The organism is Thermogemmatispora carboxidivorans (assembly GCF_000702505.1).
Lineage (GTDB): Bacteria > Chloroflexota > Ktedonobacteria > Ktedonobacterales > Ktedonobacteraceae > Thermogemmatispora > Thermogemmatispora carboxidivorans.
The window spans coordinates 361,665-376,955 of record NZ_JNIM01000001.1; the positions used below are offsets into that span (position 1 = coordinate 361,665).

The following is a 15,291-nucleotide window of genomic DNA, read 5'->3' on the forward strand; positions in this document are numbered from 1 at the left end:
TTGATGACGCGAACGTTGCTTGATAAAGAGCTACAGGAGTTGGATCAGCAGATCAATCAGCTTGGCGCGATGGTTGATGAGGCGCTCAAGAACGCGCTTGAGGCGCTACGCAGTGGCGACCAGGCGCGCTCGGGCATGGTCATAGAGGCGGATGCACGTGTCGATAGCCTGCGCGCGGCTATCGAGGAGCATACGATCCGGCTGCTGACCCTCCAGCAGCCGCTGGCGGGTATGGACCTGCGCTATCTGACGGCGGCTCTCTCGATCGCCGGTGATCTGGAGCGCATTGGCGATGGAGCGGCGGGTATTGCCACGATCATTCTGCGCATGATGCCGCTGCGGGCTGAGGCGGTCTCGCAGGTGGAGGTTGATAGCCGTTTGGCCGATGGGGGGGCAGGCAACGGTCCGGCGTCGGCTCAGGCGGCAGGGCGGCAGGAGCATCACGGTGTCAGTGAGGCCTCGATTATGCAGGGGATTCTTGACCTGGGGCAGGAGGCGCGGCGCGTGCTGCAGGGCACGATGCAGGCCTTTGCCCAGCGCGATGCGGCGGCGGCCCGTCATCTCTGGCAAGAGGATGATGTGGTTGATGTGCGCTATCACCTGGTGCGCCATGATCTGATGGCTATGCTGGCGGGGGCTCAGGCGATTCCTGCCCTGCAGAGCGATCCGCGCATCCTGCAGCGCGCGACATACTTGCTCTGGATCGCCCACAAGCTGGAGCGCGTTGCCGATCATTGTACCAATATCTGTGAGCGCATTGTCTTTATTGTCGAAGGCGAGGCGGCCATCGCTGAACGCGAGCAGGAGTGAGCCTACGGACCGACTGGCTCTGGCGGGAACGACGAGACTGGGCAGGCTCCGACGGGGCCTGCTCGTTGCATGTCTCGGATGACTGTGCTACACTGGAACTCATCCATCTATCCATCCATCCATCCATCTTTTCACTCATGCACTTACTGGCCTGCCTGCCTGGCCTCTTGGAGAATGGCTGTGATGGCCGCGCTGCCGGCATGCAGGTGCAGGAAGCTTGGCGAGAGAGGTATGTTATGCTGGATGAGGTTCTTGAGCATAATCGACGCTTTGTGGCCGAGCACCAGCTGGCGCCGCTGAGCCATTTGCCCCGGCGACGGACGGCGGTAGTCACCTGTATGGATTGCCGCCTGGTGGGCTTGCTGGAGCAGGCGCTGGGGCTGGAGCGCGGCGATGTTGTTGAGTTGCGCACGGCAGGGGCGACGGTGGCCCTGCCTGGACGTGAAGGGGAGGGGGTCAACAGCGATGTGATTCGCTCGTTGGCGGGAGCGATCTATTTGCTGGGCGTGCGTGAGGTGCTGGTCATCGGTCATACCAATTGTGGCCTGGCCCATGTCGATCCAGCGGCCTTGACTGGCTCAATGCAGGCGCTGGGAGTGGAGCCGCAGGGTCTGATTGAGCGCTATGGTCTGGGCGATCAGGCGGGCCTGGTGCGCTGGCTGGGAGCCTTCTCTCAGCTAGAGGAGAATGTGCGCGAGGTAGTGCGCTTTATTCGCAATAGTCCTTTCCTGCCCAAGTTGCCGGTCCACGGCCTGGTGATCGATGTGGTCAGCGGCAGGTTGGAGCTGGTTGATCGTGACACCCGTCCGGGGCTGGCTGGCTAAGGGGCGGGCGAGCGCTGGGGTGGCTGCTTCTTAAGAAGGTCTGGCTGCTCCAGGCTCAAGCATGGTTTCGCGACTGATGCGTTAGGCATAGAGGGCGAGTCGGGAGGAAGGGGGTGGTTGTTGGGCAGAGGGAGGCTGAGGGGGTGCAGCTGTGGTCTGTACGTCAGCGCGAAAATCTGCTATAGTGGGAGACACCTCCAGGTTGATAGTCAGGTAGCGTTTCTAGCTTTTGTGACCAGGATGGCAGAAGCGTTGAAAGACAGAGATGCTTCGCCGGAACCAGGCGCTCAAGAGAAAGTTCAGCCGGGTTATCTTGGCCCGACGCCTCCGCCCGGTCGCCCGCCGGCCAAAGGGCAGCGTCTCTATGTAGAGCGACCGGAGCAACTGCTTGACGCTGTTGCAGTCTTGCGCACGGCCCGCATTATCGGAGTCGACGCTGAGTTTGTCCAGGGTCGCTCGCGGCTCCTGGGCGAGAATGGTCCGTCCCATCGCCTGGCTCTGCTGCAGTTGGCGATCGATGGGCAGTGCTTTGTGATTGATGCCTGGCGCCTCGCTGATCTCTCTCCTTTGGCGGTGGTCACTGAGAATGCGGAGATCAGTATTCTCTTGCATGGGGCGGGGGCCGATCTGCACGTGATGGCCGAGCGCGGCCTGAATGTAGCGCACTACTTTGATTTGGAGGCTGCGAGTCGCTCGATCTTCGGCCAGAACGAGTCGTCGCTGGCGGCGATGTTGCAGCGGGCCTTTGGCATCCATCTCGATAAGAGTCTGCAGCGTACCGATTGGGCGCGGCGTCCGTTGCCGCCGGCGATGGTCGCCTATGCGGCGCGGGATGCTGAGATGACGCTGGCCCTCTACTATTGGCTGGATGAGCACTATCACGATATCCTGGTGCTCCATGAGTACGTCGGCGAGCTGGAGCCGGTCGCTGGCTGGATTGAGCCGTTTCTCCGCGGGTCGTCGTCGCTGCCCGCCGAGCTGGCGGTGGCCGAGGCGCGCGCGAAGGGGCTGTTGAGCGACGAGCAGATCTACGCCGATTGCCGTGCGGCCCTGGCGAGCCTGCGCCATCCCATGCGCCGCAGCCGGCTTCTGCGCCTGATCGCCGATCTCTCGCTGACCGGCCTGGCGCCTGAGCTGGAAGCCTTGCTCAAGGCGCCGACCTCCGATGAGCGTGCCGCGGCGGCGCGTGCGTTGGGCCGCTTGGGCCACCAGAGCAGCCGCGAGGCGATTCGCTCCCTCTTGCAGGACCCCGTCTACGATGTGCGCAAGGCCGCGCAGTCTGCCCTGCGTACCCTCAATGCTTCTCCTCGTCCGCTGACCGCCCAGCCGACGCGCCTCACCGATGGGGCCCGCAGTTGGACGATCGGCGAGAGCGACGATGCTGCCAACGATAGCGATTGGAAGGCCCGCCTCCGCTCACTTATGGATGAGTGAGTGGCTGGCGCTCGCCTCGATAGCTGGCGCTGTTGTTATCGGTCTCGATGAGCCGGACCTCGTAGAGCAGGCCCGGCGGGAGGGCGACCTCCAGCCGCTCCCAGAACTTGATGACCAGGTTCTCTGTGGTGGGAATGCTCTCGCGTAGCCAGGGCACGTCGTAGTTGAGGTGGCGATGATCGACCTGGTCGACAATTTCGCGATGCATGATCTCGCGCAGCTCGGCCAGGTTCATGAGCATGCCCGTGCGGGGATCTGGCTCGCCACGCAGTGTGACTTCCAGCGTGTAGTTGTGCCCGTGCCCGTTGGGATTGGCGCATTTGCCGTAAAGCTCCCAGTTTTCGCGCTCGCTGAGGGCCTCGCTCCAGAGTCGATGCGAGGCGCTAAAGCTGGCGCGGCGCGTTAAGTAGACCGTTGCCATAGTCCCGTCTTGTCTCCCGTCTTGTCCACTCACTGGCTGACCGCTGGCAGATGGCGCCCGGACAAACAGCTCACTGCTTCCCTGCTTGCTTCTCTGTCTATCTGTCTGTCTGCCAGCCTGCCCGTCAGCCCGTGCCTTGTCGCTTGTTCTCCTCGCCCCGGCTGACTGACTGCTCCGCTCAGCTCGCTAGGCGTTGCTGTAGATTTCCAGATTGGTGCCGCTGAGCATGCGCCCGCTGTCGTCGGCCAGGAAGAGCAGGATCTCGGCCATGTCCTCTGCGCTCATGCCAGGCTTGAGGTGGGGCGCGGCCTGGCGCAGCATGTCGGTGTCGACGGCTCCTGGGCTGACGGCGCAGACGCGGATGTTGTGGGCTTTGCCTTCCAGGGCCAGGATCTCGGTCAGGCTGGCGACGCCCGCTTTGGAGACGTTATAAGCGCTCAGACCCGGGAATTTTTCCACGCCTTTGACCCCCGAGAGCGATGAGAGGTTGATGATGACGCCCTGGCCCTGCTCGGCCATCAGGCGGAAGGCTGCCCGAGAGCAGAGGAAGGTACCGCGCAGGTTGACGGCCAGCACGCGGTCCCAGGTGGCCGTATCCATTTCGCGGAAGGGACACACGGCGACGATGCCGGCGCTGTTGATGAGGATGTCGACGCGCCCGTAGTGGGCGCGGGCCTGCTGAAAGAGGTGCTCGACATCTGCTTCGCGGGCAACGTCTCCGGCAATGGCGAGCACCCGGCCCCCCTGGCGCTCGATGCGGGCGCGCGTCTCGTCGAGATGCTCTGGTGTGCGGCTGAAGAGGACAAGATTGGCCCCTTCGCGCGCGAAGCGCTCGGCGGTGGCACGCCCGATGCCCCGGCCTGCTCCGGTGATGACGGCGACTCGATCTTTGATGCTCATGTTCGGAATTATAGCAAACGCGGACAGGCTTTTTCATGCTCTCCCGTTGTGGCGCTGGCCCGCTCGCTGGTGGGGCGAGGTGGGACGATGCTGCCTGGAGGGGGATTTGACAGCGACCAGGCTTCTGGCGCACAATGCTCCTGATGAGGGCGAGTGTGCCGGCGTGGGTACTCCTGTGCGGCCTCGCTGGCTGTCGTTGTCGGGCTTGCTCTCGTTCTGTTTGTGAGGAGGGAGGCTAAGGTAGCGAAGACGATGCGACTGGCGCTGATTGCTCCTTGGGTGGTAGTGCCGCCGATGATCGGCGGGTTGCAGATCCGCTTTTACCAGCTACAGTGCCTGCTGACGCGCCTGGCTGGTGCGCAGGGGCTGGCCGTTTGGGATCTGCGCGAGGGCGGTCCGGTCTCGCTTGAGGAGCCGCCGCTCTCCGATCCCCAGCGCCCCGAGCTGGCGGCTTTTGTGCCGCCGCATGGCATGCAAGCCTTGGGGCTGCGCCTGCGCCATCTGTGGCCAGGCTACGTGGCTCCCTCGCTGGCAAACCAGCGTCGCCGCCTGCTGGACTGGCTGGCGCAGCAGCAGGCGACCCATGTTGTACTGGTGCATCCTTATGCCAGCGAGCTGGCGCCAATGCTGAAGCGACGTGGGCTGCGTGTCTTTATCGACTGCCATAATGTTGAAAGCGAGCTGGCGCTGCAGCTGGCAGAGCTGGCCGGTTCGCCGCGCGAGGCGGAGGAGGCGCGCCTGCGCCATCTGGTCTTTCGTCGCCGTGAGTGCTGCTGCTTTCCTGCTGCCGATGAGGTCTGGCTGCCGTCGGAGGAGGATGTCCGCCGTCAGCGGCAGGTCTGTGGTTCCGGTGCGGAGCTGCGGCTACGTGTCGTGCCGAACGCTCTCGACCTGCGCCGTTATGAGCCGCCGCCGATGCCGGAGGGTGCGGTTGCTGGGGCCGAAGGTGCGGTAGAGGAGAGCCTGGATATTGTCTATCCGGCGGAATTCGGCTATGGCCCCAATGTGGAGGCGGCGGTCCTGCTCAGTGAACGCATCCTGCCCGCGGTGCGTCGGAGCTGTCCGCGGGCGCGCCTCGTGCTGGTTGGGCGCGATCGCTATGGGCTGGTGGCCTGTCTACGCCGTGAGCCGGAGGTTGTCGTCACCGATACCGTCCCGGATGTGCGCCCCTATCTGACGCGAGCGGTGGTGGTGCCGGTGCCGCTGCGGCATGGTTCCGGCACCCGCTACAAGATCCTGGAGGCCCTGGCGCTCGAGCGAGCCGTGGTCACGACACCGCGCGGGGCTGAAGGTCTGGCCTTGCGCGATGGTGAGCATGGGCTGGTGTGTGAGCTGGAGAACTTTGACAAGGCAATTGTGGCGCTGCTGCGCGATCGGCGGCTGGCGCGGCGGCTTGGGCGTAATGGGCGGCGCCTGGTCGAAGAGCGCTATTCCTGGGAGGCGCTTGTCCCACGGCTGCGCGCGGCCCTGGAGGGAGGCGGAGAGATGTCGGGGCAAAGCGGTGCTTGTTGAAATGACTTGGCATCTGTTATAATGCATCAAGTGTACTCTCCGGAGCATCAGGCGGAGACCGGGGCGCCGAGGCAGTGGTGGCTGGCCTGAGCTGGGCTGACGGACGGACGGACGGACGGACGTGGCCAGGTATGACGAGAGGAGAGGACAGGTGGCGAGGAGGCAAGTCCCATTCGAGGGGGAACTATGACGACGAATACCAGACTCTTGCAGGGGTCGCTGAGAGATTTCGGGCTGGTTGAAATTCTGCAGATGATGGAGCTGGGGTCGGCGACGGGTGCCTTGCACTTGAAGCACGAGCAGGGGCGGGTCGGTATTCTCTATTTCAGTGATGGCAAGATCGCCAACTGCTCTGAGCTTGATCCTTGCGCGCTGACTCTGGGCGATGTGCTCCAGCAATTGGGAATGGCCACCTATCACGAAGTGGAGTGGGCCTTTAATCAGCAGCTGCAGGACGCTTTCGGGCGCCGCATCGGCGAGCGCCTGATTGCTATGCGCGTCATTAATGAGCAGCAGCTCTACGAGGCCCTGCGTACGAAGGCGCTGTGGACAGCGCGTGAGTTGGCTCTCTGGCGCGAAGGCACCTATGAGTTCATCACCAGCCCGAAGAAGCAGGCCTTTCTGCCCTATGGAGAGCAGTCGCTCGATCTGGAGATTGTGCGCGTGACGATGGAGATGGTGCGCTACTCCGATGAGTGGGAGCAGCTCAAGCTGTATCTGCCCAATGGGATGCGCACGATCCTACAGCTGGTGCCGGCGATTCCTTATCCGCTTACTTTCAACGGGCGAGTGATCGAGGTGCTGCAGCGGGTGGCGATCCATCGCTGGGTGCGCAAGATCGCTACCGGTCTGCGCCGGCCCGAGCTGGAGGTGGCCCGTGATCTGGCGACGCTCGTCCAGCAGCGGCTGATTGTTCCGCTGGCAGAGGAGCCTCATCCCCCTTCGCGCGGCGCTCGCACGGTCCGCTTGCCTGGTCCTGCCGAGCGGATGCGCATGGAGAGCTTCGAGCTGCTGAATCTGATCAGCCGCATGGAGCAGGATTGGTATAAGCGCAAGAATCCGGTGGAGCAGTTGCCGGCCCTGGTGCAGTATATTAACTGGACGATGGAGGCTCTGGCCGAGACCTGCCGCGCCAATGGGACCGAGCTGGACCCCAATACGCTGGAGGCCCTGCTGACGCGCGAGCATCTGCGCTATATGGGCAACTACAAGTTCATTATTCAGGGGAATCGCATCGATGTGGAGAATTTCACGGCCCTCTGCCATGAGGTGCTCCACGGCGACCTCCAGCGCTCCAAGGAGTTCTACGAGGAAGCGCTCGCGGTGCTTTCGCGTATCTTGCGCGTGATCTTTGAGACCATTAACTCGCGCGTGGCCTCGCTCTATGAACGGCTGGAAAATCAAGAAGTGTGGGAAGCCTTCTTCTCGCTCTTTGAGCCACCCCAGAACTGAGCCTGAACCAGCCAGCTGGGCTGGCTGACTGGCTGGCCGGCCCGGCCCGAGCCAGAAGAGGGCCTGATCTGAGGGGGCAACGGCCCGCGGCGCGCCGCGGGCCGCTGCCTGAGATGGGATTGCTGGCCGTGGATCAGGTCAGGCTATTCATAGACAACGGCGACGGTCTTGACCTCGCTGTAGTCGGCGACGGCGTTGGGACCCAGCTCGCGGTGGCCGTTGCCGCTGGCCTTCATTCCTCCGAAGGGCATATGGATCTCCGAGCGCGTGGTTGGCGCATTGACGTAGATCAGCCCGGACTGGATGTCGCGCATGGCGCGGAAGGTGTAATGGGTGCTGCGAGTGAAGATGGCCGTTGAGAGGCCGTACATGGTGCTGTTGGCAACGGCCACCGCCTCTTCGTAGGAGGCCACCGGGATGATGGAGACGAAGGGGCCAAAGATCTCCTCGCGGGCGATGCGCATCTCGGGCTGGACCTCGCCGAAGATGGTCGGCTGGTAAAAGGCTCCGTCGCTGTATTCTCCCTCGCGCAGTGGATTGCCCCCATAGAGAAGCCTGGCCCCTTCGTGCTTGCCCAGCTCGGTGTACTCGTGCACGGCCTGCACGCGCCCCCGATTGACGAGCGGTCCCATGTCGACATCTTCGCGCAGGCCATCGCCAATGCGCAGGCTGGCGGCGGCCTCGATGAGGCGCTCGCTAAACTCGGAGACAACGGCGCGGTGCACAATGACGCGACTGGTGGCCGTGCAGCGCTGACCGGTGGTGCCGAAGGCGCCGAGGGCCACGCTGGCGACGGCGCGCGGCAGGTCGGCGTCCTCCAGCACGATGACGGCGTTCTTGCCGCCCAGTTCCAGCGCGCAGCGGCGCAGGTCGCGCCCACACAGTTCGGCGACGCGCCGCCCGACCTCGGTCGAGCCGGTCAGAGAGATCATGTTGACGTCGGGATGGCTGGCCAGGGCCTCGCCCAGGGTGCCACCAGGCCCGGTGATGACGTTAAAGAGACCATCGGGCAGGCCGGCCTCCTGCAGGACCTGGGCCAGCTTGAGGGCCAGCAGGGGGGTGTCGCTGGCGGGCTTCAAAACCACGGCATTGCCGGCCTGCAGGGCGGGAAAGGTCTTCCAGGCAGGAATAGCCAGGGGGAAGTTCCAGGGGGTGATCAGCCCGACGACGCCGAGCGGTTGGCGTACGGTCAGGTAGAGCTTGCCGCGCTGAACCGAGGGGACGGTCTCACCTTCGGCACGCCAGCCGTCGCTGGCAATGTAGCGGGCAACATCAATGGCCGTCTGAACTTCGCCCCGCGCCTCGTTCAGGATCTTGCCCATCTCGCGCGTCATGAGGATCGCCAGCTCCTCCTGGCGCGTCTCCAGAATCTGGGCCGCGCGTGACAGGATCGCGGCGCGCTGCGGCGCCGGTGTGGCCGCCCAGGCAGGTTGTGCCTGGCGCGCGGCGCGCACGGCTTCATCGAGGTCGGCGACACTCGATTGCTGGTAGTAGCCAATGATTTCAGAGCAATGGGCCGGGTTGGTGCTGACGAAGGTGGCCCCGCTCTCCGAGGGGCGCCACTGACCGCCGATGAAGTTATAGAGGACCGGCGGTTCGTCGCGCGCCGGAACGTTGGTCTGGATATGTGGCTGCGTCATGGAAAAGGTCACTCCTCGCTGAGAATCATCTACGTCACGTCATCCTGTGAGAACAGCACGGGATCGGCTTCGATCAGCGGCTGCTGGCTGCTCGCGGGCGGGGCTGACCCGCCTGGCCGCTGGCAGCCGATCCTCATTATAGCATACCAGTAGCAGTGCCTCTGAGGTGGACAAACTGCTGCGTGTGCCTACCTTGACACAGGCTGCTCGTCTGAGCTAGATTCTCTACGTGTGAATGTTCTGCATAGTTCGAAGGAGGGACCGACCGGGTGAGCGGTGGAGACTACGCCGACGCTCCCGCACCTCGGCTGACGGTCGCTCTTCTGTGAAAGGAGCGAAAGGAAACATCTGGGCTAGGTTCTCTACGTGTGAATGTTCTGCATAGTTCGGAGGAGGGACCGACCGGGTGAGCGGTGGAGACTACGCCGACGCTCCCGCGCCTCGGCTGACGGTCGCTCTTCTATGAAAGGAAAGAAAAGGAAACACGCGCATGAGCGGATCAAACACTGCCGAGCAGCAAGGCAAAGTGCAGGTCGGTGACCAGGCGCCAGACTTCACCCTGCCTGATCAGGCGGGCCGCCCGGTCAGCCTCCGCGACTTCATCGGCAAGTCTGTGGTGGTTCTCTACTTCTATCCCAAGGATAACTCGCCTGGCTGCACTACTGAGGCGGTCTGCTTCCGCGATAGCTATGTGGTCTTCAAGCAGGCGGGTGCCGAAGTGATCGGCATCAGCTCGGACTCGAGCGAGTCGCATCAGGAGTTTGCCAATCAGCATCGGCTCCCCTTCATTCTGCTGAGCGACCGGGGTGCTGCCATACGGAAGCGCTACGGCGTACCGACAACGCTCGGCCTGCTGCCGGGGCGCGTGACCTATATTATTGACAAACGTGGCGTAGTGCGTCACATCTTCTCATCGCAGTTCAAACCTGAGAAGCATGTTGAAGAGGCGCTGAACATCGTGCGAACCTTGCAGGCGGAAGAAGGGGCCGGTGTCTCTACTCAGCAGCAGGCTGAGTAGAAGCAGGCCCGAGAGCAAGCCTGAGCGCTGGCGGCCCCTGGTGCAGCGCTGCGGGCAAGCAAAACGGGAACCGGCTTTCAATTGTCGGCCTGCCAGTCCGAGTAGAAGCGGGGAGAAAAGAGAGCGTGGCCCGGCCTACGCTGCCTGCTGGCCTGCCCAGAGCGGGCGCCAGCCAGGAGAGGAGGCCGGGTCACGCTTTGCTGTGTGTGGTGATCAGCTGGTGCCCAGACCGAGAGTGGGAAGGATGGCAGGAAGGAGAGCTTAGGCTGTCTCGATGGTGGGGCTGCCGCTGCTTGGCTCGGCGCGTGGCTGCTCTGTGGCAGCGGGTGCCGACTCGCTGTAATCGCCCTCCTGGGCTGGGCGCTTGAAGACATAGTAGGCCGAGGTTGAGGTCAGGGGCTGAATGCCCACTAGCTCCCAGCCCTCGCGGCCCAGGCTGCTCAGATAGCGGCGCACGAAAGCGCTGCGTCGCTCGTTGCCGATCAGCGTCTCCAGACCTTCACAGGAGATGCGCCCGCGGGTGTCGATATAGGCGACCTTATAAGCCCACTGCTGTGGCATAGTGCTTCCTCCTTTCAGCTCGCTCGTTCGCTCGCTCGCTTGGACCGCAGCCCGAACAGTCTGGGGCCAGACCAGGCCGGGAGCAACGGGTGCGGGGTCGATGCTGTCTCGTCCTCTGTCTGACAGCTCTGCTCGACAAAGAACAAGGGCAGGTGTGCGACCCGTGGTTGTCCTACCGTGCCGGACCCTTGAAGCCACGTCCGGTGGCTTCCCTGGCACTGGACAGGCCGATCTGACGCCTCGCACGCTTCTGTCAGAGAGTGTAGCCTGCCCGCCAGACGCCGGGGCCTGCCGGGTTCCACAATGCAACAGGCTCCGGGCAGGGGGCGCGCTAGTGCTCCCACGGGTCTCTCCGCCCAAGAGACAGTATAGCCCGACAACTGGCGGAGCACACCGTCAGAAGGCAGGGGAAGAAGGCCGGGAAAATTCCCAGGGCCGCAGCCTGGTCATTTGAACAGGCAGGAGAAGGAAAAAGAGAGACAAGCCCGGAAGCCCGCGCCGGACAGAGGACGCAGGGCAGGATCAGGATGAGAGCGGGAGATCGAAGGAGAAGGTGGTACCCTGGTCTTCGACGCCGGGACGCTCCAGGCGCAATGTACCGCCGTGAGCCTCGACGATGCTCTTCGTAATGTAGAGACCCAGACCTGACCCCTGACGGCTGCGCGCTGCCTGCAGACGCACGTAGGGACGGAAGATGCTATTGATCTCCGCTGCCGGAATGACCCGCCCCACGTTGTGAACGCTCACGCGCACCAGGTGCTCTTCTGGCCGGCTCACGCGGACCGTAATGGTCGTATGCTCGTCGGAGTACTTGATGGCATTATCGAGCAGGTTGCCGACGGCCTGCTGCAGCCGCTCACCATCCCAGCGACCAACGAGCGGGGTCTCGGGAGCTTCGACGGTAAGGCGATGATAAGGGGCCAGCGGACGGAATTGCTCAACCAGCTCGCGAATCAAGGCCACGATATCGCACTCGGCCAGCAGGAGTTTGAACTGGCCGGTGGACAGGTAAGAAGCGTCAAGCAGGTCGTTGACCAGGCGTTTCAGACGCTGGGCCTGGCTGATAATGATCGCTGTACCACGCTCAACTGTCTCGCGGCGACAGTTGGGGCGGGCGATCATCTGGGCATAGTTGATGATGGGAGCGAGCGGGCCACGCAGCTCATGAGCAATCATCGCCGTAAACTGCTCTTTGCGCGCCAGCTCCTCTTGAAGGAGCATGTTGGTACGAGTCAACTCATCTACTTGTTGTTGCAGCGCCCTGACAACCTCTTCCTGCGACTGCTTGCGGTGAGCACGCATGCGTGTGGCCTCCCTACTCGCTCGGTGGCTAGTACATCGTTAAGTATACACTTAATCCACGTGGCCGGCGGTTGAGACGGAAGCCACTGGGAATTTTGGGGGAGAGCGAGGTGAAGAAGATGGGCTTCCGCTCTTGGGAAGAAGGTGCACCGCTGTCAAGAGGGGCAGGCAAGCGCAGACGCTTGCTGCCTCTTGACAGGTGTTACGCTCGTCAACTCATCAGCGTCTTCATTCTGCCGGAATCAGACCTAAGTCGCGCAGCTCTTCCCGGGCGCCCTCGCTCAGTTGGCTGAGGTCGAGGCTGGGATCGGCATGGGCGATCAGGTGGCGCAGCCGCTCGATGATCTCCTGGCGCGTATAGAAATCGCTGGCCAGCCACAGCTCACCAATGGTGATCTCGATCTGCCGGCGCTGCAGAGCGGCCAATGCCGATTCGGCCATGCGTTCTCTGCTCCCTTCGTGCTGTTGACTGCTCTTCCTGGCTTCCTGACTGACCTGGGCTGGGCTGGGCTGGGCCAGATTGCTCCCTGTCACGCGGCGGCGCGCCAGGTGAGTCAAAGAAGGACCATCGCCGTTGTGGTGGCCCGTTTGCCGCTGTTGGCGTTGGCGATCTGGTGAGATGCTCACTCCCTGGCCCCGGCTGCCTCAAGAGCTACTGCTGCTGCTACTGCTGCTGCTACTGCTGCTGCTGGAGGCCACCGGTGCCTTACTGCTCCCGCTCCCCTCGCTCGCCGAGGAGGAGGAGGCGCTGCTCTCGCTCTCGCTGGACTTGCTGCTCGTGCTGCTATGCGACGAGCTGCTGCCGTTGGAGTTGGAGCTGCTGTAGTCCGTTTTATAGAAGCCGTGCCCCTTGAAGACGATCCCCGTAGGGAAGAGCACGCGATGGATCTCGCCGCCACACTGTGGGCAGACCGTTAAAGGATCGTCAGTGATTTTCTGCCAGATCTCGAAACGATGCTCACATGCCCGGCACGCATATTCATACGTGGGCATAGGATGCTGTCACCTCCGCGCCAGAACATGGCTCAACACTAGCGAACGAAACGAGGAAAGGAGGTCTTTCTGTGACGACTTCCTTTCCTTCATCATAAGAAACAGGAGGGAAAGCGTTGCCGCTTTCCTCCTTCTGTGACCAGAGAGCGTCTGCTCAATTCCGAGATGCTCTACATTAAATAGTAATCGCCAATCTCTTCGTTGTCAATCGAAAGCCTGGAGTGCTAGCGCTCGCCGCGAACCGGCTGCGGACCTGCTGCCGCCGGCAGCCGCTCCTCTCTGCTGGCTTGCCTAGGATCTGCCGATGTATTCCTTGACCTTCTCGGCGGCGGCGCGCGTCATGCCCTCGACGGCGGTCAGCTCCTCGACGCTGGCCTCGCGGATGGCCTGCACGGAGCCAAAGTGCTTGAGCAGGGCCTGCTTGCGCCGGGGGCCGATGCCTGGGATCTCGTCGAGCTGCGATGTGAAGGTGCGCTGGCTGCGCAGCTTGCGATGGTAGGTGATACCGAAGCGATGGGCCTCGTCGCGGATGCGCTGCAGCAGATAGAGGCCCTGCGAGGTGCGTGGCAGGAGCAGCGGCTCGGCAGTTCTGGGGAGATAGATCGCTTCGGCGGTTGGCAGGCGGCTGTGTGAGCCTTGTTCTTTGGCCAGGCCGATGACGGGTACTTCGACCTGAAGCTCTTGCAGGACCTGCAGGGCGGCATTGAGCTGGGCTTTGCCGCCGTCGATGACGATCAGGTCCGGCAGGGGCCAGTCGTGGCTGAAGCTGGCTGTCTGGCCGTCGGCGTTCTCGACGCCCGCGCGCTCGTCGTCGGTCTTGGAGGCGAGGGCGCTCGCGCCGGTCGCGTCCTGGGTCGAGGGTGCGATCGTGGCCGGCTCCCGGCGGAAGCGGCGGCGCAGGATCTCCTGATGGCTGGCAGGGTCGTTGGCGCCTTCGACGCTCTTGATGCGGAAGCGCCGGTATTCCGCTGGCTTGGGGCGCCCGGCTTCAAAGACGACCATCGCTCCGACGGCGCTGCTGCCCTGGATGTTGGAGATGTCGTAGCATTCGATGCGGTAGGGCGGCGCCGCCAGGTTGAGGGCTGCCTGCAGCTCTTCGAGGGCCAACTGTGTCTTCTGGCTGTCGCTGAGCCATTTGATGCGTTGTTGCTCCAGCACCTCCTGAGCGTTCTGTTTGACCAGCTCGATCAGGCTGCGCTTCTCGCCACGCCGCGGGACGCTCAGGGTAATGGCCTTGCCGCGCCGGCTCCTGAGCCAGGCTTGCAGCATATCGCGGTCGTCCGGCTCGACTTCGAGGACAATTTCGGCGGGAATGTGGGGCGCGCTTTCGTAAAATTGCTGCAGGAAGGAACTGATGATTTCGCCCGGGCTGCTGTCGCGCGTGCCCTGCAGGATGAAGTATTCGCGCCCGATGAGCTTGCCACCGCGGAAAAAGAAGACCTGGGCGCAGGTCTCGTCTTCGGCGCTGGCCAGGGCGATGACGTCCTGGTCCTCTTGCCCTTCGGTGTTGATGATGCGCTGCTTCTCCTGGATGTGCTCGACGGCGCGGATGCGGTCGCGCAGACGGGCGGCCTCCTCGAAGTTGAGGGCCTCGGCGGCCTCATGCATGCGGGCCTCGAGCTGCTTGAGGACTTCCTCGTGTTTGCCTTCGAGGAAGAGGATGACCTGCTCGATGATGGCGTCGTAGTCTTCGCGGCTGGCGTAGCCGACGCAGGGGGCCAGGCAGCGATGAATGTAGTACTGGGTACAGGGTCGGTTGAGGTATTTGGGCTTCCAGCCCGCTGGCGTCTGGCCGTCGCGTGGTGGGACCCAGGCGCTCCCATCGTAGCGGCAGGTGCGAAAGGGAAAGAGTTTGTTGAGCAGGTCAAGGGTGGCGTCGACGGCGGCTGAGCTGGTGTATGGCCCAAAGTAGCGGTTGCCGTCGCGCTGGTAGTTGCGCACGCGATAGATGCGCGGGAAGTCTTCGCTGAGGGCCACTTTGATGTAGGGATAGTTTTTGTCGTCGCGCAGCAGGACATTGTATTTCGGGCGATATTGTTTGATGTAGTTGCTTTCGAGAACAAGGGCCTCGATTTCGTTTTCGACGACGACGTATTCGATGTCGTCGACGCGAGCAACCATGCTGCGGTTTTTGGGACTGAGGTCGGCGGATTCTTGAAAGTAGGAGCGAACGCGCTGGTGGAGTGAGACGGCCTTGCCGACGTAGATGATCTGCCCCTGGGCGTCTTTCATCAGGTAGATGCCCGGCTTGTGGGGCAGGCTGTTGAGGACACTGCGAATTTTATCGTTCATCTTGGCTTGTGTGTTTCGCTTTTGTTGTGCTGGCCTCGGTCCGCCTGGCTGCCTGCTGGCTGTGGCTGGGCTGTTGCCTGTGCTCTCCCGGGGACTGCCGCCTCATTATACCATAGCAGGGGGGGAAGGCGC

Annotated in this window: 14 protein-coding genes and 1 pseudogene; 7 read left to right on the forward strand and 8 right to left on the reverse strand. The window is 63.0% G+C overall.

Features of this window, described 5'->3' with window-relative positions; all coding sequences use genetic code 11:
- Positions 1–3 precede the first annotated feature (3 nt).
- The 3 genes from N688_RS01450 to N688_RS01460 all read left to right on the forward strand — a co-directional run bounded on the left by N688_RS01450 (position 4) and on the right by N688_RS01460 (position 3,068).
- Positions 4–810, forward strand: a complete 807-nt coding sequence (locus N688_RS01450; RefSeq protein WP_052887623.1) for a phosphate signaling complex PhoU family protein — start codon at positions 4–6, stop codon at positions 808–810.
- Positions 811–1,046: 236 nt separating this feature from the next.
- Positions 1,047–1,634, forward strand: coding sequence for a beta-class carbonic anhydrase (locus tag N688_RS01455; protein ID WP_162179468.1), 588 nt, complete (start codon positions 1,047–1,049; stop codon positions 1,632–1,634).
- Between the two features lie 252 nt (positions 1,635–1,886).
- A complete protein-coding gene (locus tag N688_RS01460) occupies positions 1,887–3,068 on the forward strand; it encodes a HEAT repeat domain-containing protein (RefSeq protein WP_052887625.1) in 1,182 nt (393 codons plus the stop codon).
- Here N688_RS01460 and N688_RS01465 read toward each other — a convergent pair.
- Both N688_RS01465 and N688_RS01470 read right to left on the reverse strand, forming a co-directional pair.
- Positions 3,055–3,489 (reverse strand): 6-carboxytetrahydropterin synthase, encoded by a 435-nt coding sequence (locus N688_RS01465; RefSeq protein ID WP_052887626.1) that lies wholly within the window; start codon positions 3,487–3,489, stop codon positions 3,055–3,057. The two genes, N688_RS01460 and N688_RS01465, sit on opposite strands and share 14 nt — an antisense overlap.
- A gap of 186 nt (positions 3,490–3,675) precedes the next feature.
- Positions 3,676–4,389, reverse strand: a complete 714-nt coding sequence (locus tag N688_RS01470) for an SDR family NAD(P)-dependent oxidoreductase (RefSeq protein ID WP_052887627.1) — start codon at positions 4,387–4,389, stop codon at positions 3,676–3,678.
- Positions 4,390–4,641: 252 nt separating this feature from the next.
- Between N688_RS01470 and N688_RS01475 the strand changes: the two genes are divergently transcribed.
- Both N688_RS01475 and N688_RS01480 read left to right on the forward strand, forming a co-directional pair.
- Complete coding sequence (locus tag N688_RS01475; RefSeq protein ID WP_052887628.1) at positions 4,642–5,901, forward strand: glycosyltransferase; 1,260 nt, start codon at positions 4,642–4,644, stop codon at positions 5,899–5,901.
- A gap of 186 nt (positions 5,902–6,087) precedes the next feature.
- Positions 6,088–7,353: a DUF4388 domain-containing protein gene (locus N688_RS01480; protein WP_052887629.1), complete on the forward strand. Its 1,266-nt coding sequence runs from the start codon at positions 6,088–6,090 to the stop codon at positions 7,351–7,353.
- Between the two features lie 143 nt (positions 7,354–7,496).
- Here the strand turns inward: N688_RS01480 and N688_RS01485 are convergent, their stop codons facing one another.
- Positions 7,497–8,993 (reverse strand): aldehyde dehydrogenase family protein, encoded by a 1,497-nt coding sequence (locus N688_RS01485; protein ID WP_052887630.1) that lies wholly within the window; start codon positions 8,991–8,993, stop codon positions 7,497–7,499.
- Positions 8,994–9,483: 490 nt separating this feature from the next.
- On the opposite strand from N688_RS01485, the gene N688_RS01490 reads away from it, so the two are divergent.
- Positions 9,484–10,011 (forward strand): peroxiredoxin, encoded by a 528-nt coding sequence (locus N688_RS01490; RefSeq protein WP_052887631.1) that lies wholly within the window; start codon positions 9,484–9,486, stop codon positions 10,009–10,011.
- 261 nt (positions 10,012–10,272) lie between these two features.
- Here N688_RS01490 and N688_RS01495 read toward each other — a convergent pair whose 3' ends face one another.
- The 3 genes from N688_RS01495 to N688_RS01505 form a co-directional block, all read right to left on the reverse strand.
- Entirely contained in the window at positions 10,273–10,572 is a 300-nt protein-coding gene (locus N688_RS01495) for a DUF4177 domain-containing protein (protein ID WP_052887632.1), read from the reverse strand.
- A gap of 522 nt (positions 10,573–11,094) precedes the next feature.
- A complete protein-coding gene (locus N688_RS01500) occupies positions 11,095–11,874 on the reverse strand; it encodes a sensor histidine kinase (RefSeq protein WP_052887633.1) in 780 nt (259 codons plus the stop codon).
- Between the two features lie 228 nt (positions 11,875–12,102).
- Positions 12,103–12,501 (reverse strand): hypothetical protein, encoded by a 399-nt coding sequence (locus N688_RS01505; RefSeq protein ID WP_052887634.1) that lies wholly within the window; start codon positions 12,499–12,501, stop codon positions 12,103–12,105.
- Between N688_RS01505 and N688_RS23440 the strand changes: the two genes are divergently transcribed.
- On the forward strand, positions 12,494–12,700 hold the full coding sequence (locus N688_RS23440; RefSeq protein ID WP_052887635.1) for a hypothetical protein: 207 nt from the start codon (positions 12,494–12,496) through the stop codon (positions 12,698–12,700). The two genes, N688_RS01505 and N688_RS23440, sit on opposite strands and share 8 nt — an antisense overlap.
- A 74-nt stretch (positions 12,701–12,774) precedes the next feature.
- Here N688_RS23440 and N688_RS23890 read toward each other — a convergent pair.
- Positions 12,775–12,867: pseudogene (locus N688_RS23890) on the reverse strand (FmdB family zinc ribbon protein); the annotation flags it as partial.
- Between the two features lie 291 nt (positions 12,868–13,158).
- Entirely contained in the window at positions 13,159–15,159 is a 2,001-nt protein-coding gene (gene uvrC / locus N688_RS01515) for an excinuclease ABC subunit UvrC (RefSeq protein WP_052887636.1), read from the reverse strand.
- Positions 15,160–15,291: the final 132 nt, after the last annotated feature.